The following is a 24,403-nucleotide window of genomic DNA, read 5'->3' as shown; positions in this document are numbered from 1 at the left end:
GATGAGGTCATGACCGCCCCGACCAGGCCACAGCACGAGATCCGCGCCCAGTACACGGACACGACCGTCACCGTCTACCAGGCGTACGCCCCGTTCATCGGTCTTCCGGCCGTGCGCGACGGGCGCTTCCCGGAAGTCTGGAAGCGCGACCGCATGACATGGATCAAACCGAGCTTCCTGTGGATGATGTACCGCTGCGGCTGGGCCACGAAGGAGGGCCAGGAGACCGTCCTGGCCGTCGAGATCACCCGTGAGGGCTTCGACTGGGCCCTGGCGAATTCCGAACTCTCGCATTACGTGAGGGCAATTCACCCCGACCGCGCCGCCTGGCAGCGCAACCTGCGCCGGAGCCCGGCCCGTGTCCAGTGGGACCCCGAGCGCGATCTGCGCCTGGACCGGCTTCCGTACCGTTCCCTCCAGCTCGGGCTCTCCGGTGAAGCGGCGCGGCGATACGCGGACGAGTGGACGGTGTCGATCCGTGACGTCACCCCGCTCGCCCGGCAGATCCACGAACTGGTGCGGGCCGGGCGGCTCGACGACGCGGCGGAACTCCTGCCGCGGGAGCCCCCGTACCCGTCGGCCGGCGCCGGGCTCCCGGTGGGGGCGACAGCCTGACCTGTAACCCGGGCAAAAGAGTTAATGCCCTATAAGAGACATATCTGGCGTTACGCTCCGCGCATGACCCACCATGCCATCCCCCTGGCGGCATCCGGCCTGAAGATCGACTGGGCCAGGATGCCGACGTACAACACGATCATGGCGGTGGCCGCCGGTGCCGGGCTGTTGCTCGTGGTGGCGCTGGGGCGTCAGCTCCTCGCGTCCGGGCGCATCATCACCCCCGACGGCTGGGTGCTGGCGTTCGGGGCCATCGGCTTCACTCTTGTCACCACCGGCCTCCATATGACCCTGACCTGGCCGCTCGCCGGACAGGGCTTCCCGTTCGACAACGTCATCTTCGGCGAGCCGGCACTCGCCTTCGGCGTCTTTCTGCTGGCCGCGTCCTTCTACCTCTGGAAACGCGGCGCCGAACTCAACAGCGCCGACCGCATCGTCCGCACGGCCCGCGTAGCCTCGCCCATCTCCGTCTTTGTGTTCGGCCTCGGGCTCGCCTGCTTCGGGATCGCCGCCGCGGGCTGGAAGTACGCCCTCTTCGCCGCGCCGCCCGAGGAACCCATCTCCGGGGAGTTCGCGAAGTGGCCGATGGTGGAAGCGAGCTTCATGTCCGGGCTGTACGTCCTCGTGGGCATCGGCGCGCTCCTGTTCCCGTTCGCGCTGCACCGGCCCAAGAGCTGGATGGCACCGGTCATCGGAGTCGTCTGGGGTCTGGCCGGACTGGCGTTCCTGCTCTTCGGCGGGCTCAACTACTTCACCCACATCGGCCTCATCGTCAACACCATGTGAGTCACTCAGGACCACGGTGGGCCCGGTCGGACGGCCGGTCCACCGGGTCCCCCCACCCCGTGACGGCCACCACCTCGCGCGCGATGTCCGTCACCTTCCGCCCGTCCGTCGCCACCCGGACCGTGTCCGCCGGTGCATGCTCGTCCAGGAGACGGGCCTTGCGGACACTGTTCGCCACCTCACGGTCCAGTTCCGAGCCGATCTCGCGTCCCGAAAGCCGGCCGTACGTCGTGGCATCGGAGGCGGTGAGCAGGATGCGGACGATCCGTACATCCGCACCCATCGCACGCTCGAACATCACCGCCGACTCCGGCAGCACGCTCACCGTGTTCGTGTAGATCAGGCGCCGGTAGCCGAGTTCCGCGAAGTTGGACCAGACCGCCGTCAGATTGCGCTCGGTGATCCCCGCGCGGTGCGGATCGCCCTCCGGCGCCGGATGGACCTGGCCCATCAGATCACCCTCCACCACCGCGTGCGCCGCCTCGACGGCCCGCAGTTGCGCCGAAACCTCCCAGGCCACGGTCGACTTGCCTACGCCCGCGCGCCCGCCGATGAGCAGTACCTCTGCGTGATTCATGTCGGCAGGGTGCCAGCCCACGAGAGCTCCCGCGATCCGATTGCGCGGCCGTGTCGAACGCGCCCGCCCGAACGGCGCGGCATACCGCGCATGGAGTACGGCGGGGGACTGCCGTACACCGCAAGAAGGCCGGAGAGTTCCCCCTGGCGGCTGCCTGCGCACGGCGACTGTCGGCTTAGGGTCGTGAACCATGGAGACCCCTATTGCGCGTACGTCCCGGTGGCGGCGACTGCTGCCCCGTAAACGCGGCCGGTGGGCCGCGGGCCTCGCGGCGCTCGTCGTGCTGGCCGGTGCGGGCACCTGGACCGCCACGGCCGACGACGGCGGGCCCGCCGTGCACCGCCAGGACCGGATGATGCGCGTGGACGGCGTGTCCATCGACACCTCCTACTTCACCACCGGGGGCACGCAGCGCAGGCCCGCCGTGCTGATCGGGCACGGATTCGGCGGCAGCAAGAACGATGTACGGGCGCAAGCCGAACAACTGGCCGGTGCCGGGTACGCCGTGCTGACCTGGTCCGCCCGCGGGTTCGGGAAGTCGGGCGGGGAGATCGCACTCAACGCCCCCGACCGCGAGGTCAAGGACGTGTCCCGGCTGATCGACTGGCTGGCGGACCGGCCCGAGGTGGAGCTCGACGCCAAGGGCGACCCCCGGGTCGGGGTCACCGGGGCCTCCTACGGCGGAGCCGTCTCGCTCCTTGCCGCCGGGTACGACAAGCGCGTCGATGCCATCGCACCGCAGATCACCTACTGGAACCTGGCCGACGCCCTCTTCCCCGACGGGGTCTTCAAGAAGCTCTGGGCCGGAATCTTCGTCACCACCGGTGGCGGCTGCCAGAAGTTCGAGCAGCAGCTCTGCGACATGTACGAACGGGTCGCCGTCAGCGGGAAGCCGGACGCCGCCGCGCGAGCGCTGCTGACCGAGCGTTCCCCGAGCGCCGTCGCCGACCGGATCAAGGTGCCCGCGCTCATCGTGCAGGGGCAGTCCGACTCCCTCTTCCCGCTCGGCCAGGCCGACGCCATGGCCGAGGCGATAAGCGGCAACGGTGCGCCGGTCGCCGTCGACTGGATCGCCGGTGGGCACGACGGCGGTGACCTGGAGACCGACCGGGTGCGGCAGCGGATCGGCGGATGGTTCGACCGGTATCTGAAGGGCGACAAGGGCGCCGACACCGGGCCCGGCTTCCGCGTCACCCGGACCGGAGGTATCGACTCCACCGACGGGGCCGCCCTCACGCGCGGGGCGAGCAGCGATACGTATCCGGGACTGAGCAGCGGAGGAGAAACGATCGGCCTCGGGCGCCGGACGCAGACGTTCCGTAACCCGGCCGGGGCCAACCCGCCCGCCATCTCGGCCGTTCCCGGCGTCGGCGGCGGTCTCTCCCAGCTGTCGTCCCTCGGCGTCGGCCTCTCGATCGACTTCCCCGGGCAGTACGCCCGCTTCGACTCGGCCCCGCTGGACAAGTCCCTGCGCGTCACCGGCTCACCGACCGTGCGGATCGTCGTCGATGCGGAACGGGGCGACGCCGTGCTGTTCGGGAAGGTGTACGACGTGTCGCCGGACGGCAAGCAGCAGGTGCTGCCCTCCCAACTGGTCGCACCCTTCCGGATTCCGCAGTCCCAGCAGGGCAAGGGCGTGCAGCTGACGCTCCCCGCCATCGACCACCAATTCGACGCAGGACACCGGCTCCGCCTGGTCCTCTCCGCCACCGACCTCGGCTACGCCTCACCGGCCGAGCCGACGACGTACAAGGTGACCGCCGCCGGCCCGCTGACCGTCCCCACCGCCCCGGCCCTGAAGACCGCAGCGGCCACCCTGCCCTGGTGGACCTGGGGGCTCCCGGCCGCCGCCGTCGTGATCGCCGCCCTGCTGCTGCTCACCGCCCGCCGCCGCACCGCGACCCCGGCGCCCGATCCGGCGCTCGCCGAAGTGCCCCTCCAGATCACCGGCCTGTCGAAGAAGTACGCCAGGTCTGCCGACATTCCCCAAGCTCTCAGCTTCGTTCGAGCAGGGGAGACCCCATTCGCCGTGAAGGAACTGTCCTTCCGGGTCGAGAAGGGGCAGGTGCTCGGCCTCCTCGGACCCAACGGCGCGGGCAAGACCACCACCCTGCGCATGCTGATGGGGCTCATCACGCCCGACGACGGCGAGATCCGCGTCTTCGGGCAGGCCATCCGGCCGGGAGCGCCCGTGCTGTCCCGCGTCGGCTCGTTCGTCGAAGGAGCCGGCTTCCTGCCGCATCTGTCGGGCCGCGCCAACCTGGAGCTGTACTGGCAGGCCACCGGGCGGCCCGCCGAGGACGCGTACATCGAGGAGGCCCTGGAGATCGCCGGGCTCGGCGGCGCACTGGCCCGCGCCGTCCGTACGTACTCGCAAGGCATGCGGCAACGGCTCGCCATCGCCCAGGCCATGCTCGGGATGCCGGACCTGCTCATCCTCGACGAACCGACCAACGGACTCGACCCGCCCCAGATCCGGGAGATGCGCGACGTGATGATCCGGTACGCGGCCGGGGGCCGGACCGTCATCGTCTCCAGCCACCTCCTCTCCGAGGTCGAACAGTCCTGCACCCACCTCGTGGTCATGGACCGCGGCCGGCTCGTCCAGGCGGGCCCGGTCGCCGAGATCACCGGCTCCGGCGACATGCTGCTCGTCACCAGCGCGCAGGACGTGGCCGAACCCCTTGTGGGCAAGGTCGCCGCACTGCCGGGGATCGGCTCGGCCGTCCGTACGGACGACGGCCGCGGACTGCTCGTACGGCTCGACGGCGCCACCTCGTCCGAGCTGATCGCCGAACTGGTGCGGCTGGACGTGCCGTTGACCGGTGTCGGGCCGCATCGCCGCCTGGAGGACGCGTTCCTCACCCTGATCTCCGGAGGCTCCGCATGAGTGCCGCAGTCGATGTCACAGAAGCCGCCGAGGCCCCCGGCTACCGCGCCCGGCGCACCCTGCCGCTGCGCGTCGAGGCGGTGCGTCAGCTGCGCAGGCGCCGCACCCTGCTCATGGGCGGGGTGCTGGCGGCGCTGCCGTTCATCCTGATCGCCGCGTTCGCGATCGGCGGCACGCCGTCCTCCCGGGGCGGCGGCGACCGGCTGACCCTGATGGACACCGCGACCGCGTCCGCCGCGAACTTCGCCGCGACCTGCCTGTTCGTGTCCGCCGGGTTTCTGCTCGTCGTCCCGGTGGCGCTGTTCTGCGGGGACACCGTCGCCTCCGAGGCCAGTTGGTCCTCGCTGCGCTATCTGCTGGCGGCACCCGTGCCACGGGCCAGGCTGCTGTGGAGCAAGCTCGTCGTGGCGCTCGGCTTCAGTCTGGCCGCGATGGTGCTGCTGCCGCTCGTCGCGCTGGCCGCGGGAGTCGCCGCGTACGGCTGGGGGCCGCTCGAACTCCCTACCGGCGGGGCGCTGGCGACCTCGGACACCGTGCCGCGCCTCGCGCTCGTCGTCGCGTTCATCTTCGTCTCCCAACTGGTCACCGCCGGGCTGGCGTTCTGGCTGTCGACGAAGACCGACGCCCCGCTGGGCGCGGTCGGCGGGGCGGTCGGGCTGACCATCGTCGGCAATGTGCTGGACGCCGTCACCGCACTCGGGTCCTGGCGCGAATTCCTGCCCGCGCACTGGCAGTTCGCCTGGGCGGACGCGCTTCAGCCCGATCTGGAATGGGGCGGCATGGTGAAGGGGGCGGCGATCTCGGTGACCTATGCCCTGATCCTGTTCGCTTTCGCCTTCCGGGGGTTCAGTCGTAAGGACATCGTGTCCTGAGCTTGACGCCCCGTCGGTCGAAACGGGCTTGTGTGCTCGGCTAGTTGTGGGGGTCCTCGGGAATTCGAAGAGTGAGCCATGCGTGGTCTGCGTAGCTTGAAGTGACACCATGACAACTTTGCGGGGAGCCGAGGACGCCGGGCACGCCCGGTACACCTATCGGCTTCGCGTGTCGGCCACCGCGCTCGTCGCGCTGATGTCCGAGTGGGGGCGCTGCCGCTGGGTGTGGAATCAGTGCGTCTCCGAATCCCGCGCATCACGCAAGGCCGAGGAAGACTGCGGCCCGGCCAGACTGGACAAGATGCTGACCAGTTGGCGAGCCGAACATGAGTGGCTGCGTCAGGGTGCGTCCGTTCCGCAGCAGCAGACCATCCGAAATTTCGCCAAGTCCCGTGCCAAGGCGCTGAAGGACATCAAGGCCCGGTTACCGGCCAAGCAGCGTGCGGGGATGCCGAGTTTCAAGAAGAAGGACCTGGCGGATCCGACACTGAACTACACCGGGCGCGGTTTCCGTCTCAAGGACGGCCGTCTGCACCTCGCGGGTGGCACAGCATTGGCGGTGGTGTGGTCGCGGGAGTTGCCCGCCGAGCCGTCCAGCGTGCGCATCTACCGTGACAGCCTCGGCCACTGGTACGCCTCCTTCGTCGTCATGGCCGAAGTGCAGCCCCTTCCCGGAAATGGGCAGTGCATCGGTATTGACTGGGGTGTGAAGAAGATCGCGACCACCACCAGCGACACCTACGACCTTCCGCACGCCGAGCATGGAAAGAATTTGGCTGGGAAGCTGGCCCGGCACCAAAGGCTGATGGCCCGAAGGAGTCCCCGGCGCGGACGCGCAGCCTCCAAGGGCTACTGCAAGGCGAAGCGCCAGACCGCAAAGGTGCACAAGAAGATCGCCCGGCAGCGGAAGGACTCCGCCCGCAAGTGGGCCAAGCGCGTCGTGACGGGTTTCGATCAGCTTGCGGTGGAGGATTTCCGACCGGGATTCCTCGCCAAATCCACCATGGCAAGGAAGGCGGCAGACGCGGCGATCTCGGCCACCAAGCACGAGTTGATCAACATGGCGCGCAAGCATGGCCGGGACCTTCGGCTCGTGCACCCTGCACACACCACCATGGACTGCGGACACTGCGGAGCGAGAACCAAGCACGCACTCCCGTTGTCCGAACGCATGTACACCTGCACCGCCTGCGGAGCCGTCTCACCCAGAGACAAGAACTCCGCACGCGTGATGCTCGTCCGGGCTGGTCTGAACCCGGCTGGTGCTGATCGTGGAAGACCTGACAACCCGCTGGGCGGTCAGGCAGCGTGAGCCAGAAATCCCCCGGCCCCGGCCGGGGGAGCAGTCAAAAGTGCTGACACGACGTTGTGACCGCGATCGTGCGCTTACTGGACCCCAAGACCCTGGCGCCGCACGAGTAGACGGGTTGGGTCGGGACGAACGCGATCGACGGTCCGCTGTGGGGCGGCGACAGCAAGCGGCTTCAAGTGACCGCGATCGCCGGCTGCTTTGCCGACGCGCTACGCGGCGTCCGGCTGCCGGGCGCGCCCGGTCTCGTCGAACTCGCCAAGCGTACCGAGAAGGTGGCATCGCAGACCTAGGGCGATTCGGTACGGAAGCTGGCGACCGCGATCGGACAGGCCGACCGGCTCAAGGGCGGTGGGGACGACAACGGGTCCGGGGACGCACCGGAAGGCGAGATGGGCTGACCGGGGGAGGCATCGGGCCGCACCGGTATACGAAAGTGGGCTGTGCGGCCCGTCCGCCGACGCCATGATGTGCATCATGTCCTCCCTGTTGCCGGCGCTCGCCGTGATCACGACCGGCCTCTACGCCGGCTTCCTGCTGACGTTCCTGATCGCGATCATGCCCGGCATCGCGGCACTGCCGGACGAGCGGTTCACGGCCGCGATGCGCCGCTTCAACGAGAAGGTGCCCTCACCGGCCTTCCTGGTCCTCTTCGCCGGTGTGATCGCCTTCCCGGCCGCCGTGGTCGTGGGAGCCGACGACGACGCGGACCGGGCGCTCGCAGTGGCGGCGCTGGTCTGCGCGGTCGGCAGCCACCTGATCACGATCACCGGGAACATCCCGCTGAACAAGGCGCTCGCGGCGTCCGAGGGCGGCGGTGACAGCGCGGCCCGCGAGGCGTTCGAGTCCCGTTGGAACAACCTCCACCGGATCCGGACGGCCCTGTCCCTCGCCGCGTTCGCGCTGCTGGCCGTGGCCGCCGGGTAGGACGACGGGCCGGTCCCTCCCACGAGCCGACGGCCGCGCTCACCGGCAGCGGGACGACCCGGTTCCCAACGTTCGCTCGATGCCCGCCCGGACGAAGGTGCGTGCGAGGCGTCCCCGTCTGATACGCCACGGCAGGGAGGCCCGGCGCGGGTCGGTTCCGTACCGGCGGCGGTGTATGTCACCGACGACCTCGGCGGGAGCACCCAGCTCGGCCAGCACCTCCAGCGCCTGCCCCTTGGTGATGAGCCGCCCGTCCCGCAGGGTGACCGATGCCCGTGCGAGGGTCAGCAGTCCGAGGTCCACCCAGATGTCGCGGAGCCAGCGGGTGGGCTTGGCGCTCGCCGGGTACCAGTAGCCCTTGAGGTCGCCCCGGATGAACTCCGCCAGCTCCTGATCGGACACCTCCGCAACGAGCTCGGCGGGCTCCGGGCCGAACAGCGACAATCCGCCCGTACTCAACTCCCGTCGGCTGACCGCCGTGACCGGCCGCTCGAACAACCGGCCCTGAGCCCAGGTCACATGATCACGGCCCACGTCCGGGAGTTGCGACCGCACCACATACGAGCAGTGCAGCTTCGCGGCCATCGGCACATCCGCAATCAACGCGCGGTGCAGAAGCCCGAGGTGTCGTCTCTGGGCCTCGGTGACCGGCGACTCCACGAGGGCCACGAGGTCGAGGTCGCTGCGCCCCGGCTGATAGTCACCCAACGCCAGGGACCCGTGCGCCCAGACCGCCTCCAGGGCAACGGCGTGACCGGCGTCGGCGATGAAGCGGTCCAGGAGGAGCCGGGTGGGCCGCGCCTCGTCGGCATTCATGGAACCGACTATGGCACGGTCGCCCGGCCGCGCGGGTGACGGACGACCGGATCAGGCCTCCGGCGGGTCCCCGTGGTTCGCGAGCGCATGAACGAGACCGAGTACCGTCCGCAACTGCCCGTCGCGTCTGATCGACGACGACGGCGCATCCGGCCAGTTCCGCCCCGGCCCCCGCGATGGCAGCGCGGCCGCTCCCGTCCTGGAGATTCGCGACATGGACGATCTGCGCCGTATGGATCTCACCGCGGGCGATCTCAACCGCGACGGCCGCACCGAACTGGTCGTCGGCGCCCCCGGCGGGAACGCGCACGCGGGCTCCCTGTGGGTCTTCCCGACCACGGCCTCCGGTGTGACGGCCAAGGGCTCGTTCACGTTCGGCCACGGGACGCTGGGCACGGTGGCGACGGCCGCGGAGCTGGGCCCGCCGTTCAACCGCTGACACAGGCTCCGCCCCGCGTCACGATCACGGCCGGGGGTAAGGCCGGCCCTACCCCCGGGACTCGGGCAGCACGGATGTACCCGCCCCGAGACCCTCTCCTACGGTGAGGCCATGCGCCCCCGCACCGTATGGCAGGCCCTGCCGACCGCTCGCTATCTGCTGACGTCCTGGCCCTGGAGGTCGGCCGGTTACCTGATCAGCGGTGCTCTGGCCGGCGCGGTCGTCCTGGTGGTGATCGTGACCGGAGTGGCGGTGGGCGGTGCGCTCTCCCTCGCATTGATCGGACTGCCGCTGCTCGCCCTCCTCGCTCTGACCGGGATTCCGGTCGCGGCCCTGGAGCGGCGCAGGCTCCGCCTCATGGACCGCGCCCCAGCCCCCGACCCGCACCGCCGGCCTGAGGAACCGGGGCTGTGGAGCTGGATGACGTGCCGGTTCCGGGAGCGGGCGACCTGGCGGGAACTCGGGTACGTGCTGCTGGCCGTGGTCCTGTGGCCACTCGACACCCTCGCGGTGGGCGTCTGCACGGTCGTCCCACTGGCGGTGGTGAGCACTCCCGTGGTGATGGAGGTGTACGGGGACGGTGCGGAGGCCCGGGTGGTGAAGCTGTGGACGGTCACGACGTGGCCCGAAACCTTCGCGACCGCGACGGGCGGACTCGTAACTCTGATGCTCGGCTGCTACAGCCAACTCCTGCGCCGCCGCCGCGATCCACTGGAGCGCCTCACCGCCAGGGAACGCGAGGTGCTCGCCCTGGTGGCCCAGGGCAGGTCGAACGGTGCGATCGCCCGCGACCTGGTGGTCTTCGAGGCCGCGGTGGGCAAGCACATCGGCAACATCCTCGCCAAGCTGGACCTCCCACCGGCCGACGAGACGCACCGCAGGGTGCTGGCCGTACTGACCTTCCTGCGCGCGTAACCCGGCGGATTTGCCACGACGTCCCGTGGCGGGATGCGGCAACCGCGCCGAGGAGCGCGCCGGAAGACAGCTTTCAGGGGCCGGGCCTGTGCACAGGGGGCCCGGCTTCGGCGTGGGACCGCCCGGGCCCCTCGGCCGGAGGCCCCGGACATCAGGGCCCGATCGCGGAAGGGATGACCGTCGCGATCAGGCGAGGAGGTTGCGGGTCAGTGCTGCGAGCCGTGCTCGTGCCGTCGTGTCGTAGGCCTGCTCGTGGGCCGGGCTCTCGGTGAACTGATCGAAGTACTTGCCGGTCACCGTCTCCAGGGCCGGGTCGGTGATCAGCCGGACGGTCGGCCGAGCCCCCTCGTCGATGCCGACCGCGGGGGTGAGTCCGGAGTCGCGCACTCCCTGGGTGTCCATCAGGTGTGCCGGGTGCAGCGTGTTGACGGTGACCCCGCTGTCCACGAGTTCGGCGGCGAGGTCGAACGTCCACATGATCATTGCCAGCTTGCTCCGGCAGTAGGCATCAACACCTCCGTAGACGCGCTCCAGCATGACGTCGTCGAAATCGATGGGCGCCTGCCCGACCGAGGCGACGTTGACCACCCGCGCGGGCGCGGAAGCGGTCAGCAGCGGCAGCAGTTCGCGGGTCAGGAGGTGGGGCGCCAAGTAGTTCACGGCGAAGCGCAGTTCGTGGCCCTGGCGGCTCACTTCGCGCCTGGTGCGGTCGGTGCCGAAGCCGATTGCGACATTGTTGACCAGGACGTCGAGCCGGGACTCGGCATCGATGATGCGGGCGGCCATGGCCAGGACCTGATCGAGGTCGGCCAGGTCGGCGAGGTATGTGCGCACCGGCACATCCGGTGCGGTCGCGCGTACTTCTGCGGCGATCTCGTCCAGCCGCCCACGGTCGCGGCCGTGCAGCAGCAGTGTGGCGCCCTTGCCGGCGAGGTCGAGTGCGACATGGCGGCCCAGCCCCTGGGTGGCGCCGGTGATCAGGACCGTCCTGTTACGCGCCGAAGGAATCTCGGTATCCATGCCTTGAGTTATATCAAGACCTTGTCATCATAACCATTCTTGCTGACTGTTCGCGGCTGTATGCTCGCCGTCATGGGAATGACCGCAGACGAGCGCCTCGGAATGGACATCAAGCGCACGGAGCAAGCCCTCATGGCGGCCAAGAGCGCCGCACTGAAGGGAGCGGGCCTGACCGTCGCGCAATACGCCGCTCTGTTCGTCCTCGCCGAGAACCCCGGCATCTCCGGGGCCGCGCTGGCCCGCACCTGCCTGGTCACCCCACAGGCCATGGCGGCCGTGCTGAAGAACCTCGAAGAACGCGGCCTGGTCACCAGGTCGGCGCACCCGTGGCACCAGAAGATGCTGGAGACCCGGCTCACCGACACCGGCCGCGAAACCGCACGCCTGGCCGACGAACGGGCCGTGCGCATCGAACGCCGCCTCGCCGACGAGTTCACCCCCCAGGAACGCGACACCCTGCGAGGGCTGCTCGCGCGCTGCGTCACAGCCATCCAGCAAGACTGAAATCAGCCCCCCCTGGCCGACCGCTTGGAGAGGCTGACGGCCCAGCTGAAGCGCGTCGCGGGAGGCTGTGCCCGGCAGGGCAGGGCCGGGTTCGGTGGTTCTGATCACGCGGTCGGGCGGCGCTTCCCGTATGTACTGGGCGTGCTTCGGTTGACCGTGGCTTCGGAAGTGCCGCCGCGCATCCGCTGTGGCCAGCCGCAGAAACCCGGTGACAGCCGGACAGCGCCGGACCCGCCCCGCCGTGACCTGGGGCCGGTCCGGCGCTTATGCGTTCGCTACGCCGCCCTCGCTACGGTGCTGTGGCCTGCAAAAAAGGCCCTCCCGAGGGAGGGCCTGATGTCGTGCGGACTGTGTGCCCCCGGCAGGACTCGAACCTGCGGCCAAGCGCTTAGAAGGCGCCTGCTCTATCCACTGAGCTACGGGGGCCGGGTGTTGGCCTCGGCGGCCTGGAGCCCTGGGGCCGGGCCGGTCGATGACCCGCCGGGACAAGGATAGGGCTCCGATCGCCTCGACCTGGTTGCTTCACCTGCGTGGCACGATGTGGAGGTTCGGTGAAGCGAACCGATAATCGCAGGTGGGTGGGATTCCCGCATCGCTTTTTACGCCTCGTGGCCCGGGTGTTGTGCACTCGTTATGCCTGCGCCCCACTCGTCCCCTCTGTCCCGACTCTGTCTCAGCGGGAGAACCGGCGCGCAGAGGTGGCTATACGCTTCAAAAAGGCGCCAAAATTGGGCATTCTTCGCATGTGGTGACCTTGGACGTACGGCCTCAGCTCATCGACGCACTTTCCGCCCTGCGCGACCGTGTCGCTGCCGTGCGTCTTCCACTTCCGCTGCCGGGGGCCGCGCGCGCCCGCCAGACCCGTAGCGAGTTGCTCGCCCAGCTCGACGACTATCTGCTTCCCCGGCTCAGAGATCCTGAAGCGCCCCTGCTCGCGGTCATCGGCGGGTCCACCGGGGCGGGGAAATCGACGCTCGTCAATTCGCTGGTGGGGCGGCTGGTCAGCGAGGCCGGGGTGCTGCGCCCGACCACGCGGACGCCCGTGCTCGTCTGCCATCCGGATGATCACCACTGGTTCGCGGGGGTCCGCGTACTGCCGCAGCTCACCAGGGTCTGGCTGCCCCCGGAGGAGAACGGGGACCCTGGTCGGTACGACGACCTCGACGGGAGCGAGGAGGACGGGACCGCGCTGCGCGTCGAGACCGCCACCGGGCTGCCGCGCGGGCTCGCGCTGCTCGACGCGCCCGATATCGACTCGCTCGTGGTACGGAACCGGGTCCTGGCCGCCGAGCTGATCTGCGCCGCGGATGTGTGGGTGATGGTGACCACGGCCTCCCGGTACGCGGACGCCGTGCCGTGGCACCTGCTGCGTACCGCAAAGGAGTACGACGCCTCGCTCGTCACCGTCCTCGACCGGGTACCGCACCAGGTGATCGCCGAGGTGTCCCGGCAGTACGGGGCGCTGCTCACCAAGGCGGGCCTCGGTGAGGTGCCGCGCTTCACCATTCCCGAGCTGCCCGAATCGGCCGGCGGCGGCAGCGGCCTGCTGCCCACCACCGCGGTCGCCCCGTTGCGGGCCTGGCTCAGCCACCGCGCCCAGGACCCGGCGGCCCGTCAGCAGGCGGTCGGGCGCACGGCGGCCGGGGTCATCGACTCGCTGGACGTACGGATGCCCGCGCTGGCCGGGGCCGTCGCGGCCCAGTGCGCGGCGGCCGTGCGGCTGACCGGCGTGGTCGAGGACGCGTACCGCACGGAAGGCGCCCGGGTCCGGCGGCGGCTGCGCAACGGCGGCGTGCTCGCCGGGGACGCCCGGACCCGGTGGCGTGGATACCCGATGTACAGCAACTCCGAGGAACTCCTCGAAGCGCTGGTGGAGAGTCTCGCCGCACTTCTGCAGTGCGCGGTGGCCGCAGCCGACGAACAGATCCGCACGACCTGGCAGCGCGAGCCCGCAGCCGGGGTGTTCGGCTTCGAGGATGTCGGCCGGGAGGCCGGGGGATGGGGGCCCGCCGAGGACATCCGGGGCCGGATCGCCATGGCCGTACGGCGGTGGTGGCGGGTGCTGGAGGAACTGGCCGAGGAAGAGGTGCGCCGGCTCGAACGCAATGCCGCACCCGACGCCGAGACAGTGGTGGCGCTCCTGGCCGCCGCACTGCTCGGCGGTCGCCGTACCCGCGGCGCCGGGGAACAACTCGCCGAACGGATCGGGGCCCAGGGTGCGCTGCGGCTGCGCGACAAGGGCGGCGCACTGCTCACCAACTGCCTCGACCGGGTGCTGGACGGCGAGCGCGACCGGCGGCTCGCGCCGCTCGACGCACTCGATGTGGCCCCGGAGCCGCAGGCCGAACTGATTGCCGCGCTGTCCGTACTGCAGAAGGAGAGGTGGCAGCGATGACTGCCGTCATTGACGAGGGGCCCGGCCGGGGCGAGAGTCCCACTTCTCACGAGGACCGGAACCACCGGAGCCGGCGCCGGACACCCGGCGACCTGCGCACAGCCGTGCCGGAGGCGGGCGGGGACTGGAACGACGGGCTCATCGCCCGGCGCGCGGCCGCCAAGGGGGCAGACACCGAGACCGGGAACGCCCCGAGCGGCGAGGTACGGCTGCCTCAGGGCGAGGCGTACGTACCGTCGAGCGGTCCGCTCCGGCCGCGGCTCGACGCGCTGCGTGAGCTCGTCGGGCTGTCCAGGGCCAGGCTCGACCGGGCCACCCTCGCCGAGGCGGGACGCGTGCTCGACGAAGCGGCGGCCCGCCAGCGGCTCTCCTCCAGACACACCGTCGTCGCCATCGCCGGAGCGACCGGCAGCGGCAAATCGACCCTGTTCAACTCCCTCGCGGGTGCCCAGATCTCCGACACCGGTCTGCGCAGGCCGACCACCTCCGCCCCCATCGCCTGCTCCTGGACCGACGGGGCCGCCGGGCTGCTGGACCGGCTCGCCATTCCGGGACGGCTCAGGCGCAGGCCGCAACAGAGCGGCATGGACGCCGATGAGGCACTCCAGGGGCTCGTCCTCGTCGACCTGCCCGACCACGACTCGGCGGCGACCGGGCACCGTGATCAGGTCGACCGGGTGCTTGCGCTGGTCGATGCGGTGATCTGGGTCGTCGACCCGGAGAAGTACGCGGACGCGGCCCTGCACGAGCGCTACCTGCGGCCGCTCGCCGGGCACGCCGAGATCACGTTTGTCGTCCTCAACCAGATCGACCGGCTGCCCGGCGACGCCGCCGACCAGGTCCTCGACGATCTGCGCCGGCTGCTCGACGAGGACGGCATGGCGCTCGGCGAACACGGCGAACCGGGCGCCACCGTCATGTCCCTGTCCGCACTCACCGGCGAAGGCGTGGGCGAACTGCGCGAGGTGCTCGGCCGGTTCGTCCAGGAGCGCACGGCAGCGGCGCGCCGGCTGTCCGCGGATGTGGACGCCGCCGCGGCCAGGCTCCGTCCGGTGTACGTCGCCGAGGGGCGGTCCGGTCTCGGCGAAGGGGCCCGCGAGGAGTTCGCCGACCGGCTCGCGGAGGCCGTCGGAGCGGCCGCGGCGGGACAGGCGGCCGAGCGCGAGTGGCGAAGGAACGCCGGCCGGGCATGCGGCACGCCGTGGCTGCGGCTGTGGCGCTGGTACGAGTCCACCCGGCGGCCGGGAAGCCTGGAGTGCCTGGCGCAGCCCGCACCCCCCGAGGAGCAGCTCACCGCCCGGCAACGTGTCGAGCAGGCCGTGCGGACGGTGGCGGACGAGGCCGCCGGCGGACTGCCCGGCCCCTGGGCACAGGCGGTCCGCGAGGCCGCGGTGAACGGTGCGGAAGGGCTGCCGGAGGCGCTCGACGAGCTGGCGGAAAGGGTCGGCAGCGCGGACGGGCGGGGGTGGGCGGTGAGCTGCTTCTCGGGTGGCGCGGCAGGCGGCGCGCAGGGTTCGGTCGGTCCGGGCGGTTCGACGGTCGTGGCGACCGGGGTGGCCGGGGCCTCCGGTGTGGCGCACAGCGGTCGCGTGGGCGGGAAGCCGCCGCGGCCCAGGTGGTGGCCCGCCGCCGTGCTGGCACAGGCATCGATGACGTTGCTGCAGATCTTCGGCGGTCTCTGGCTGGTGGGCCAGATCGTCGGCGTACTCGAACCGGGATTCCTCACGCCCGCCCTGGTGATGCTGGCCGGGATCACCGGCGGTCCGCTCGTGGAGTGGTCGTGTGCGGCCGCGGCACGGGGGCCCGCCCGACGGTACGGGCAGGAGGCCGAGCGGCAGTTGCGCGAGGCGGCGGCGGCCTGTGGGCGGGCACGGGTGCTCGATCCGGTGGCGGCGGAACTCGTGCGGTACCGCGAGGTGCGGGAGCGGTACGTGACGGTGACGGAGTTTTCCACAACTGTTCGGTAGTCCACAGGCATCAGCAGGATTTCCGCCTTCCCTCCAACCTGGGATCAGTGGCCGCGCGGGTGCGGTCGCTGGAGCCGAAGGCCGAAGGGGAGGCGGAGTCATGAATGACACCTTGGTGACACTGGTGGGAAACGCGGCGACGGGCGTGGAGTTCCGGGAGACCGCGACCGGCGGAATGGCGCGATTCCGGTTCGCGGTGACGCCGCGCCGCTGGGACCGCGAGAAACAGCTCTGGACGGACGGGCACACCAGCTTCTACACCGTGTGGGCCTGGCGGACTCTGGCATCGAATCTGTCCGGTTCCGTCTCCATCGGAGAACCACTCGTCGTGCACGGCAGGTTGAAGGTGCGCGAGGAGGAACGGGAGGGCCGGCGCAGGACGTTCGTGGACATCGAGGCGGTGGCGGTGGGGCACGACCTGACCCGGGGGACGGCTGCGTTCCGGCGGGTGATGAGGGGTGACCCGGGGCTGGTGGCACGCCGGGGGAGTGTGGACGGGGCGGTGGACCAGGGCGACGGGCCGGTGCGCTCGGACGAGCCGGACTGGTCGGGCGGCCCGGCGCGGGAGGCACGGGAAGCACGGGAGGTGAGCGAGGCGCGGCCGGGTGGTTCGTGCGAAGCGGTACGGGCCGAGGGGGACGAGCGGGAGGGGGGAGGCGAGCGGAGTGAGCAGCCCGAGCGGTCCGAACAGTCTGAACGGGTCGGGCGACAGCGGGTGCGGCGGCCGACGGTGCGTCAGAAACGCGGTCAGGAACTTGCGTCGGCGTCGTGACCGGACGGGAGCGAGGGGCGGATCTGACGGGAAGTCGGATCGGAGGGCGTCGAGGCGCCGCGCGCGATACCGGCGATAACGATTCCGATTCGGAATGGTTGTACGACGGTATGAGGGGGGAATGTTCATCCCTTCCTCCTTAGGATTCCCCCGTACTCACGGGGCACTTGAGTCGACTGGCGGGACAATCCCCACACGCGCATCAGGCGCGGAGGGTCTCGCCCGGAGGGGAATTCTGTGTTTTCTGCTCATTCAGCGACCGTTTCGTCGTCCACGGAGACGACCAGTTCTCCACGGCGGCGGGGCATAGCCCGGCTGGCCGCTTCGGTGGTGGCATCCGGTCTGGTCATGGCAGGCGCCCTCGTCGGCGCGGGCAGTGCGGTCGCCGACGAGGCGCCGCAGCATCAAGGTGGCGCGGCAGCGGTCCTGGACGGGTTGAAGACCTACGACCGTGCCGTGCTCCACGCGGACGGCCGGAATCAGGAGCTGCCCGCCGGGCTCTTCGAGATGACCGTCGACGGCGGTGGCAACCTCAAGACGTACTGCATCGACATCCACAACCCCACCCAGGACCAGGCGAAGTATCTGGAGACCCCCTGGAACCAGACCTCGCTCGGCAGCAACAAGAACGCGGGCAAGATCCGCTGGATCCTGGAGCACTCCTACCCGCAGGTCGACGACCTCGCGGCGCTCGCCAAGCAGGCCGGCACCGGGCCGCTCACCGAGAAGACCGCGGCGGCGGGCACCCAGGTCGCCATCTGGCGCTACTCGGACAACGTCGATGTCGACGCAACCGACAGCCAGGCCGAGAAGCTCGCCGACTGGCTGGAGCACAACGCCGTCGACCAAGCCGAGCCCAAGGCCTCCCTCGCCCTGGACCCGGGCGCGGTCTCCGGCAAGTCCGGTGAGCGGCTCGGGCCGGTCACCGTCCGTACCAATGCGGGCCAGATCTCGGTGACCCCGCCCGCCGACGCCGCCAGCGGTGTCAAGGTCACCGACAAGAGCGGCAAGCCCGTGACCGCGGCGGCCAACGGTGCTGAGCTCTACTTCGACGTACCGGCGGGCACCGCCGACGGTTCCGCCTCGCTGACCGTCCAGGCAACCACGTCGGTGCCGGTCGGCCGGGCCTTCGCCGGGGTGACCAAGAGCCAGACCATGATCCTGGCCGGCTCCAGCGAGTCCACGGTCTCCGCGGCCGCCACCGCGACCTGGGCCAAGCAGGGTGCGATCCCGGCGGTCTCGGCGCAGAAGAACTGTGCCAAGGGCGGCGTGGACGTCACCGCGAGCAACACGGGCGACGAGGCGTTCACGTTCGAGCTGGCCGGGGCGAAGCACACCATCGAGGCGGGCAAGTCCGAGACGGTGACCGTCCCGGTCGCCGAGGACCAGGCATACGACATCACGGTGACCGGCCCCGGTGGCTTCACCAAGACGTTCAAGGGCGTCCTGGACTGCAAGACCAGCGGCACCGGCGGCACCGGCACTGACACCCAGACCGGCGGTGACAAGCCCGCCCCGGCCACGACCGGTGGCGGCTCGACCGGTGGCTCGGGCGACCTCGCCGAGACCGGTGGCTCCAGCGCCACTCCGGTCATCGGGGGCGTCGCGATCGCTCTCGTCGTCGTCGGCGGCGGCGCGGTCTTCCTCCTCCGCAAGCGCAAGACGCAGTCCTCCGCCCAGTAATCACGGAGTGACGAACGGCGGGCAATCTGTCACGCCTGCCTGATGGCGGCCCCGGTACGCGAACGCGTACCGGGGCCGTCGCATGCCGGAAGACGGGGGGCGGTGCGTGCCGGTAGGCGGGACGGGGTGTACCGCGGACCGGACTGGTTTCCATCCCGGGATGGACGTCAGGCAAGATGGGGTGTATCTGCCCACACATCGATTGCCGGACGGTTTCTCTTGGCTGAGTACATCTACACGATGCGCAAGACGCGCAAGGCGCACGGCGACAAGGTGATCCTTGACGACGTCACGCTGAGCTTCCTGCCCGGGGCGAAGATCGGTGTGGTGGGCCCCAACGGCGCCGGTAAGTCCACGGTGCTGAAGATCATGGCGGGCCTGGAGCAGCCGTCCAACGGTGACGCGTTCCTGTCGCCCGGTTTCAGCGTCGGCATCCTCATGCAGGAGCCGCACCTCGACGAGGCGAAGACGGTCCTGGAGAACGTCCAGGACGGCGCCGCCGAGATCATGGGCAAGCTCAAGCGCTTCAACGAGGTCGCCGAGCTCATGGCGACCGACTACTCCGACGCGCTCATGGACGAGATGGGCAAGCTTCAGGAGGACCTGGACCACGCCAACGCGTGGGACCTGGACGCCCAGCTGGAGCAGGCCATGGACGCCCTGGGCTGCCCGCCCGGCGACTGGCCGGTCGTCAACCTCTCCGGTGGCGAGAAGCGCCGCGTCGCGCTCTGCAAGCTGCTGATCGAGGCCCCCGACCTGCTGCTCCTCGACGAGCCCACCAACCACCTCGACGCCGAGTCGGTGAACTGGCTGGAGCAGCACCTCTCGAAGTACGCGGGCTGCGTCATCGCCGTCACGCACGACCGGTACTTCCTGAACAACGTCGCCGAGTGGATCCTCGAACTCGACCGCGGCCGCGCCATCGCCTACGAGGGCAACTACTCCACATACCTGGAGAAGAAGCAGGCCCGCCTCAAGGTCGAGGGCCGCAAGGACGAGAAGCGCGCGAAGCGGCTCAAGGAAGAGCTGGAGTGGGTCCGCTCCAACGCCAAGGGCCGGCAGACCAAGTCCAAGGCGCGTCTCGCCCGTTACGAGGAGATGGCGGCCGAGGCGGACAAGATGCGGAAGCTGGACTTCGAGGAGATCCAGATTCCGCCGGGCCCGCGGCTCGGTTCCGTCGTCGTCGAGGTCGAGAACCTCTCGAAGGCCTTCGGCGACAAGGTCCTCATCGACGACCTGTCGTTCACGCTGCCGCGCAACGGCATCGTCGGCATCATCGGTCCGAACGGCGCGGGCAAGACCACGCTGTTCAAGATGATCCAGGGCCTGGAGACCCCGGACACCGGCTCCATCAAGACCGGTGACACGGTCAAGATCTCCTACGTCGACCAGTCCCGCGCCAACATCGACCCGAAGAAGACCCTCTGGGCCGTCGTCTCGGACGAGCTGGACTACATCAACGTCGGCCAGGTCGAGATGCCCTCGCGGGCGTATGTCTCCGCGTTCGGCTTCAAGGGCCCGGACCAGCAGAAGCCGGCCGGTGTCCTGTCCGGTGGTGAGCGCAACCGCCTGAACCTGGCGCTGACGCTCAAGGAGGGCGGCAACCTGCTGCTCCTCGACGAGCCCACCAACGACCTCGACGTCGAGACCCTGTCCTCGCTGGAGAACGCCCTGCTGGAGTTCCCGGGCGCCGCTGTGGTCATCTCCCACGACCGCTGGTTCCTGGACCGCGTCGCCACGCACATCCTGGCGTACGAGGGCGACTCCAAGTGGTACTGGTTCGAGGGCAACTTCGAGTCGTACGAGAAGAACAAGGTCGACCGCCTCGGCGCGGACGCGGCCCGCCCGCACCGTGCCACGTACAAGAAGCTCACGCGAGGCTGATCGTCTTGGCACGTCACATCTACAACTGCCCGCTGCGCTGGTCGGACATGGATGCCTTCGGCCACGTGAACAACGTGGTCTTCCTCCGCTATCTGGAGGAGGCGCGCATCGACTTCATGTTCCGGCTGGCGCCGGGGGACGGCTCGCCGTCCTTCTCGGGCGGGTCCGTCGTGGCCCGGCACGAGATCGACTACGTACGGCCGCTGGTCCACCGGCACGAGCCGGTGACCGTCGAGTCGTGGGTCACGAAGATCGGCGCCGCGTCGCTGACGATCGCGTACGAGATCAAGGACCCGGACCAGGTCTACGTACGGGCCTCGACCGTCGTCGTGCCGTACAACCTGGCCGAGGAGCGGCCCCGGCGGATCTCCGCCGAGGAGAAGCTCTTCCTCCAGCAGTACCTGGTCGAGGAGCCTGCCGCAGCATGACGGTGCCCGTGCGGTCGCTGGAGTTCGCCGACACGAGGGAGGCCGCGGATCTCGCGGCCTTCCTCGGCCGGCTGCTCCGCTACGACCGGGCAGCCGCGGTGCGGATGCAGGCCGGCGGCAGCGCGCTGGCCGTGTTCGGCAGGCCACCGTCGTTCGAGGTCCTGGCGATCCGGGCGGCGCGGCTGGCCGGATCGCACGACTTCGACGTCACGGTGTCCGCCGGTGAACTCCTCGAATCCCTCGACGTCGAGGGCACGGCAGCCGGTTCGGGCGCCCTGCCCGCACCCGTCACCGGGCCGCCGTGGACGGGTGTCCTCCCGCCCCGCGGTGGCTGGCACGAACTGCCGGGCCTGCCCGACCCGGTCTCCCTGCGCACGGCAGTCACCGCCGCGGTGGCGGAGTTCCGCTCCCGCGACGAGGCCCTGCCCGAGGACCGCCGCACCCGGGCGGAGCGGGACCTGATCGGCCGCGAGATCTGGTCGCGCACGGTCGCCGGTACCGAACTTCCGCTGCGGGCCGTGCACGCCGCCCAGTCCCTCGGCTTCCTCCGCCCGGCGCCGGACTTCCCGGTCGCCCTGCTCGCAGCAGGGGCCTGGCTGCGGCTGCGCACCCCGTTCGGCTCGATCGCCCTGCGTGGCCCGGGCAGCGGGCTCGGCACGCTCGCGGTGACGGTGGGCGCGGGCTGAGCGACGGCCCGACGACAGGACCCGTCCGGACGGGCCGGCGGACCCGTCCGGACAGACTGACAGGACCTAACCGGTCAGGGCCCTGTCCACCAGCCGGAGCGCGGCCAAGTCCTGGGCGTCCTGTGCCGGGTCGCCCATCCGCAGGGTGAACGTGGCGCTGGTCGCGGCCCGCGCACCGTCCGGCGTCACCCCGCTCTCGGAGACGATCCCCAGATGGGTTCCGCCGTGGAACCAGATCCCGCCGCTGCTCCCGGCCACCGGGCGCCAGGCGATGCCCAGTCCGTAACGGACCCCCGGCGCCGCACTCCAGTCCTCGGCCACGACCGTCTCCTTCATCGCGGCCAGCTGGGGCGGGCGCAGCAGCCGGCCGCTCATCAGGGCGCGCAGGAAGACACCGTGGTCATGGGTGGTGCTGATGACGGAGCCGTCCGCCCCGCCGCCGGACGCCAGCGTCGTGTCGGTCGGCCGGGCGCAGCCAGGGAACCAGGTGTACGCGGTGGCCGTGGGGTGGGGCACGTACGGCGAGGTTCCCGGCGTGAACGTGTGGCGCAGGACCAGGGGTTCGATGATCCGGTCGTGGATCTCCTGCGCCCAGGAGTTGCCGGTCACCTGCTCGATGATCAGGCCCGCCACCACGTAGTTGGTGTTGGAGTAGCCCCAGCGCCGTTCCCGGGCGGGGTGTTCGGCGTTCGGCACCCACAGGGGCGGCCGGCTCAGGGCCGCCTTCAGCTGGTCCTCGGGGGCCGTGGTGCGGAACCGCGATCGGCGGTAGCCGTCCGGGGTGAACGCATCGGCCGAGTCCGGTGAGACGGCGAGATAGTCGTTCAGCCCGCTGGTCTGGCGCAGCAGATTGGCGACCGTGATCCTGCGGCCGTCGTTGCCGTTGCCCCGCACGGCGCCGGGCAGCCATCGCTCGACGGTGTCCGTGAGCGCGAGCCGCCCCTCGCCGGCCAGTTGGAGGGCGAGCGTGGCCGTGAAGGTCTTGGTGTCGCTGCCGAGCCGGTAGTAGGCGTCCCAGGGGACCGGGTGGTGCGGGGCCCGCAGGTCGGCGGATCCGGCGCGAGCCGTCGTCCGGCCGTGGGCGCTCTGCACCTCGGCCAGTACGCCGGTGGCGCCGGTGGCCCAGATCGCGTCCACATCGCTCTGGAGACGGCTGCGGAGCCCTGGGGCGCGGTGGGGTGCGGCGGCCGTCGCCGCGGGTCCGGACGCTCCGGTGAGCAGGGCCGCTGCCGTGGCCGCCAGGCCAGTACGTCTGCTGATCACCGGTCCTCCCCGGTGCGGGGGCAGGTCAGGTCGGCGCCGGGCAGCATGCCGTCGCGCAGATAGTCGTTGACGGCTCTGTCGGCGCAGGGGACGGAGGTGAGGCCGTCGAGTCCGCGCCCGTACACCCCGTGCGAGCGGATGTCCGCAGTCACCAGCCGCGAACCGGTCAGCCGGTGATGCAGAGCCAATGCCCCTTCGTAGGGGACGTTGTTGTCGCGCCGGGCCTGGAGCATCAGTACGGGTACGTCGTTGCCGATCACCGTGGCGGGCTCACGGGATGTGCTCGTCCAGAACGCGCACGGGGCCATCATGCTGTTGACGATCGGGCCGAAGACGGGCTGGGTGGCGCGGCTGCGCTCCATGTTCTTCCAGTACGTCTCCGGATTCTTCGGCCAGCCACCGGCCGGCCAGCCGTTGTCGCCGCACATGAAGAGGGCCCCGCCCAGCATGCTGTCCGCCAGTTCGGGCGACGCGAGCAGCTCAAGCATGGCGGCGAGCTCCGGGCCGGGCTCGACCGGCCTGCCCGCGGCGGCATCGGTCAGGTCGCGCACCGTACCGGCGAGCGCCGGGTCGTACTCCTCGTGCTGGATGAGCTGCCTCAGCACCAGTCGCAGCAACGGCGCGTCGAGCCGGATGCCGGAGACGGTGACCGGGCGCCGCTCGGCCCCGTCGAGCAACTGCTGGACATTCGACCGTACTTGGACGGGCGTCTTGCCGAGCCGGTAGGTGCCGTTGTGCCGTGCGGTCCATCCGGCCCAGGCGTCCAGTGCCTCTTCGAGCGGCTTGCCCGCCCGCTGGAAGAGTTCGTACTGGGTGGCCGACGGGTCGGTCGAGGAGTCGATGACGATGCGGTCGGCGCGGCGGGGGAACATCTGGGTGTAGACGGCGCCCAGATCGGCACCGTAGGAGACGCCGTAGTACGACAGCCTGCGCTCGCCCAGCGCCGCGCGGATCGCGTCCATGTCGCGGGCGACGTTCCGGGACGTGGCGTGCGGCAGGAGCCGGGCGTTGTCCCCGTGCTCCAGGCAGCGGCGTGCGGTGTCGCGTGCGGACCGTACCGACCGCTCGAAGTCCTCACGGCGGGTCGTGGTCGGGCCGGGCGCGGGCGTCGGGGCGGCGGGGTCACAGGTGATGGGGGTGGACTCGCCGAGGAAACGGGGATCGAAGCCGATCAGGTCGTAGCGGTCCGCCACATCCTTCAAGGCGGGTCGCAGATAAAGGGTGTTGGCGAGTCCGGCGCCGCCCGGGCCGCCCGGATTGGACAGCAGGATGCCCCGCCGCTTGCCGTGTTTCGCGTCGGCCTTGATACGGGAGACCGCGATCCGGATCGTCGGGCCGCCGGGATCGGAGTAGTCGAGGGGAACGGTCACCTTCGCGCACTGCGCGCCCGCCTCGTTCAGCTCCTGCTGCTGCGGCGAGCAGGGGCCCCAGACGAGCCGCTGGTGGGCGGGGGCGGAGGGGGCGGCGGGGGCGGCCGACGCGGGCACCGTGCCCGCGAGTAAACAGGTCAGGCCCAGGCCGGCGGTGGCCAGTCGGGTAACGCGCATCGTGCTCCTCGGGATCAGGTGGATGACTCCCGCACGACGCTAGGGGTGTGCCCGGCGCGGGAACATCGGGCCACCCGGTCGAAGCGCCCTGGGGCCAGCACCACCAAC

General features: G+C 70.5%; 20 protein-coding genes, 1 tRNA gene and 1 pseudogene. 16 read left to right on the top strand and 6 right to left on the bottom strand.

Annotated features, from left to right (window positions below; translation table 11 throughout):
* Positions 1 to 9 precede the first annotated feature (9 nt).
* Both ACZ7IB_RS02725 and ACZ7IB_RS02720 read left to right on the top strand, forming a co-directional pair.
* Positions 10 to 615, top strand: coding sequence for a DUF4291 domain-containing protein (locus ACZ7IB_RS02725; protein WP_470908574.1), 606 nt, complete (start codon positions 10 to 12; stop codon positions 613 to 615).
* Between the two features lie 63 nt (positions 616 to 678).
* A complete protein-coding gene (locus tag ACZ7IB_RS02720) occupies positions 679 to 1,401 on the top strand; it encodes a DUF981 family protein (protein ID WP_470908572.1) in 723 nt (240 codons plus the stop codon).
* Between the two features lies 1 nt (position 1,402).
* Here ACZ7IB_RS02720 and ACZ7IB_RS02715 read toward each other — a convergent pair whose 3' ends face one another.
* Positions 1,403 to 1,978 (bottom strand): nucleoside/nucleotide kinase family protein, encoded by a 576-nt coding sequence (locus ACZ7IB_RS02715; protein WP_470908570.1) that lies wholly within the window; start codon positions 1,976 to 1,978, stop codon positions 1,403 to 1,405.
* Positions 1,979 to 2,168: 190 nt separating this feature from the next.
* On the opposite strand from ACZ7IB_RS02715, the gene ACZ7IB_RS02710 reads away from it, so the two are divergent.
* The 4 genes from ACZ7IB_RS02710 (at position 2,169) to ACZ7IB_RS02695 (ending at position 7,976) form a co-directional block, all read left to right on the top strand.
* The gene (locus ACZ7IB_RS02710) at positions 2,169 to 4,868 is read left to right on the top strand and encodes an alpha/beta fold hydrolase (RefSeq protein WP_470908568.1); all 2,700 of its coding nucleotides are present in this window, start codon (positions 2,169 to 2,171) and stop codon (positions 4,866 to 4,868) included.
* Positions 4,865 to 5,740: an ABC transporter permease gene (locus tag ACZ7IB_RS02705; RefSeq protein WP_470908566.1), complete on the top strand. Its 876-nt coding sequence runs from the start codon at positions 4,865 to 4,867 to the stop codon at positions 5,738 to 5,740. Before ACZ7IB_RS02710 ends, ACZ7IB_RS02705 begins: the two co-directional genes overlap by 4 nt.
* Before the next feature lie 109 nt (positions 5,741 to 5,849).
* Positions 5,850 to 7,052 carry an RNA-guided endonuclease InsQ/TnpB family protein gene (locus ACZ7IB_RS02700; RefSeq protein ID WP_470908564.1) on the top strand — a complete coding sequence of 401 codons (1,203 nt, stop codon included), beginning with the start codon at positions 5,850 to 5,852 and terminating at the stop codon, positions 7,050 to 7,052.
* A 474-nt stretch (positions 7,053 to 7,526) separates the two neighbouring features.
* Positions 7,527 to 7,976 carry an anthrone oxygenase family protein gene (locus ACZ7IB_RS02695; RefSeq protein ID WP_470908563.1) on the top strand — a complete coding sequence of 150 codons (450 nt, stop codon included), beginning with the start codon at positions 7,527 to 7,529 and terminating at the stop codon, positions 7,974 to 7,976.
* Between the two features lie 39 nt (positions 7,977 to 8,015).
* Here the strand turns inward: ACZ7IB_RS02695 and ACZ7IB_RS02690 are convergent, their stop codons facing one another.
* Positions 8,016 to 8,792, bottom strand: a complete 777-nt coding sequence (locus ACZ7IB_RS02690) for a nucleotidyltransferase domain-containing protein (protein WP_470908561.1) — start codon at positions 8,790 to 8,792, stop codon at positions 8,016 to 8,018.
* A 214-nt stretch (positions 8,793 to 9,006) separates the two neighbouring features.
* Between ACZ7IB_RS02690 and ACZ7IB_RS02685 the strand changes: the two genes are divergently transcribed.
* Together ACZ7IB_RS02685 and ACZ7IB_RS02680 are read left to right on the top strand one after the other, a co-directional pair.
* The gene (locus ACZ7IB_RS02685) at positions 9,007 to 9,231 is read left to right on the top strand and encodes an FG-GAP repeat protein (protein ID WP_470908559.1); all 225 of its coding nucleotides are present in this window, start codon (positions 9,007 to 9,009) and stop codon (positions 9,229 to 9,231) included.
* A 111-nt stretch (positions 9,232 to 9,342) separates the two neighbouring features.
* Entirely contained in the window at positions 9,343 to 10,146 is an 804-nt protein-coding gene (locus ACZ7IB_RS02680) for a sensor domain-containing protein (protein WP_470908557.1), read from the top strand.
* 186 nt (positions 10,147 to 10,332) lie between these two features.
* Here the strand turns inward: ACZ7IB_RS02680 and ACZ7IB_RS02675 are convergent, their stop codons facing one another.
* A complete protein-coding gene (locus ACZ7IB_RS02675) occupies positions 10,333 to 11,166 on the bottom strand; it encodes an SDR family NAD(P)-dependent oxidoreductase (RefSeq protein ID WP_470908556.1) in 834 nt (277 codons plus the stop codon).
* Positions 11,167 to 11,238: 72 nt separating this feature from the next.
* Between ACZ7IB_RS02675 and ACZ7IB_RS02670 the strand changes: the two genes are divergently transcribed.
* Positions 11,239 to 11,670, top strand: a complete 432-nt coding sequence (locus tag ACZ7IB_RS02670; protein WP_470908554.1) for a MarR family winged helix-turn-helix transcriptional regulator — start codon at positions 11,239 to 11,241, stop codon at positions 11,668 to 11,670.
* Positions 11,671 to 12,023: 353 nt separating this feature from the next.
* On the opposite strand, the gene ACZ7IB_RS02665 is transcribed toward ACZ7IB_RS02670, so the two are convergent.
* A tRNA-Arg gene (locus tag ACZ7IB_RS02665) sits at positions 12,024 to 12,096 on the bottom strand.
* 328 nt (positions 12,097 to 12,424) lie between these two features.
* On the opposite strand from ACZ7IB_RS02665, the gene ACZ7IB_RS02660 reads away from it, so the two are divergent.
* From ACZ7IB_RS02660 to ACZ7IB_RS02630, 7 genes and pseudogenes are all read left to right on the top strand, one after another.
* Positions 12,425 to 14,065 (top strand): ATP-binding protein, encoded by a 1,641-nt coding sequence (locus ACZ7IB_RS02660; RefSeq protein ID WP_470908763.1) that lies wholly within the window; start codon positions 12,425 to 12,427, stop codon positions 14,063 to 14,065.
* Positions 14,062 to 16,032, top strand: a complete 1,971-nt coding sequence (locus ACZ7IB_RS02655; protein WP_470908552.1) for a YfjP family GTPase — start codon at positions 14,062 to 14,064, stop codon at positions 16,030 to 16,032. The genes ACZ7IB_RS02660 and ACZ7IB_RS02655 overlap by 4 nt, the downstream gene beginning before the upstream one ends.
* 100 nt (positions 16,033 to 16,132) lie before the next feature.
* Positions 16,133 to 16,525, top strand: a pseudogene (locus tag ACZ7IB_RS02650) (single-stranded DNA-binding protein); the annotation flags it as partial.
* Positions 16,526 to 17,110: 585 nt separating this feature from the next.
* The gene (locus ACZ7IB_RS02645; RefSeq protein WP_470908762.1) at positions 17,111 to 18,487 is read left to right on the top strand and encodes a Cys-Gln thioester bond-forming surface protein; all 1,377 of its coding nucleotides are present in this window, start codon (positions 17,111 to 17,113) and stop codon (positions 18,485 to 18,487) included.
* A 219-nt stretch (positions 18,488 to 18,706) separates the two neighbouring features.
* Positions 18,707 to 20,371, top strand: a complete 1,665-nt coding sequence (ettA, locus tag ACZ7IB_RS02640) for an energy-dependent translational throttle protein EttA (protein WP_266361440.1) — start codon at positions 18,707 to 18,709, stop codon at positions 20,369 to 20,371.
* 5 nt (positions 20,372 to 20,376) lie between these two features.
* On the top strand, positions 20,377 to 20,799 hold the full coding sequence (locus ACZ7IB_RS02635; protein WP_470908550.1) for an acyl-CoA thioesterase: 423 nt from the start codon (positions 20,377 to 20,379) through the stop codon (positions 20,797 to 20,799).
* Positions 20,796 to 21,485, top strand: coding sequence for a DUF8010 domain-containing protein (locus ACZ7IB_RS02630; RefSeq protein ID WP_327275185.1), 690 nt, complete (start codon positions 20,796 to 20,798; stop codon positions 21,483 to 21,485). The genes ACZ7IB_RS02635 and ACZ7IB_RS02630 overlap by 4 nt, the downstream gene beginning before the upstream one ends.
* A 66-nt stretch (positions 21,486 to 21,551) precedes the next feature.
* Here ACZ7IB_RS02630 and ACZ7IB_RS02625 read toward each other — a convergent pair whose 3' ends face one another.
* The gene (locus ACZ7IB_RS02625) at positions 21,552 to 22,748 is read right to left on the bottom strand and encodes a serine hydrolase domain-containing protein (protein ID WP_470908548.1); all 1,197 of its coding nucleotides are present in this window, start codon (positions 22,746 to 22,748) and stop codon (positions 21,552 to 21,554) included.
* Positions 22,745 to 24,295 carry an alpha/beta hydrolase gene (locus ACZ7IB_RS02620; protein WP_470908546.1) on the bottom strand — a complete coding sequence of 517 codons (1,551 nt, stop codon included), beginning with the start codon at positions 24,293 to 24,295 and terminating at the stop codon, positions 22,745 to 22,747. Before ACZ7IB_RS02620 ends, ACZ7IB_RS02625 begins: the two co-directional genes overlap by 4 nt.
* Positions 24,296 to 24,403 lie beyond the last annotated feature (108 nt).

This window comes from Streptomyces sp. NPDC037301 (genome assembly GCF_055602785.1).
This window is presented reverse-complemented; position numbering and strand designations above follow the sequence as displayed.

What these genes read in the sequence shown, in the direction of transcription:
- ACZ7IB_RS02705 (WP_470908566.1), top strand. Translation starts at nt 4,865, where the DNA reads ATGAGTGCCGCAGTCGATGTCACAGAAGCCGCCGAGGCCCCCGGCTAC.
- ACZ7IB_RS02680 (WP_470908557.1), top strand. Translation starts at nt 9,343, where the DNA reads ATGCGCCCCCGCACCGTATGGCAGGCCCTGCCGACCGCTCGCTATCTG.
- ACZ7IB_RS02720 (WP_470908572.1), top strand. Translation starts at nt 679, where the DNA reads ATGACCCACCATGCCATCCCCCTGGCGGCATCCGGCCTGAAGATCGAC.
- ACZ7IB_RS02690 (WP_470908561.1), bottom strand. Translation starts at nt 8,792, where the DNA reads ATGAATGCCGACGAGGCGCGGCCCACCCGGCTCCTCCTGGACCGCTTC.
- ACZ7IB_RS02715 (WP_470908570.1), bottom strand. Translation starts at nt 1,978, where the DNA reads ATGAATCACGCAGAGGTACTGCTCATCGGCGGGCGCGCGGGCGTAGGC.
- ACZ7IB_RS02700 (WP_470908564.1), top strand. Translation starts at nt 5,850, where the DNA reads ATGACAACTTTGCGGGGAGCCGAGGACGCCGGGCACGCCCGGTACACC.
- ACZ7IB_RS02695 (WP_470908563.1), top strand. Translation starts at nt 7,527, where the DNA reads ATGTCCTCCCTGTTGCCGGCGCTCGCCGTGATCACGACCGGCCTCTAC.
- ACZ7IB_RS02670 (WP_470908554.1), top strand. Translation starts at nt 11,239, where the DNA reads ATGGGAATGACCGCAGACGAGCGCCTCGGAATGGACATCAAGCGCACG.
- ACZ7IB_RS02655 (WP_470908552.1), top strand. Translation starts at nt 14,062, where the DNA reads ATGACTGCCGTCATTGACGAGGGGCCCGGCCGGGGCGAGAGTCCCACT.
- ACZ7IB_RS02685 (WP_470908559.1), top strand. Translation starts at nt 9,007, where the DNA reads ATGGACGATCTGCGCCGTATGGATCTCACCGCGGGCGATCTCAACCGC.
- ACZ7IB_RS02725 (WP_470908574.1), top strand. Translation starts at nt 10, where the DNA reads ATGACCGCCCCGACCAGGCCACAGCACGAGATCCGCGCCCAGTACACG.
- ACZ7IB_RS02630 (WP_327275185.1), top strand. Translation starts at nt 20,796, where the DNA reads ATGACGGTGCCCGTGCGGTCGCTGGAGTTCGCCGACACGAGGGAGGCC.
- ACZ7IB_RS02710 (WP_470908568.1), top strand. Translation starts at nt 2,169, where the DNA reads ATGGAGACCCCTATTGCGCGTACGTCCCGGTGGCGGCGACTGCTGCCC.
- ACZ7IB_RS02620 (WP_470908546.1), bottom strand. Translation starts at nt 24,295, where the DNA reads ATGCGCGTTACCCGACTGGCCACCGCCGGCCTGGGCCTGACCTGTTTA.
- ACZ7IB_RS02675 (WP_470908556.1), bottom strand. Translation starts at nt 11,166, where the DNA reads ATGGATACCGAGATTCCTTCGGCGCGTAACAGGACGGTCCTGATCACC.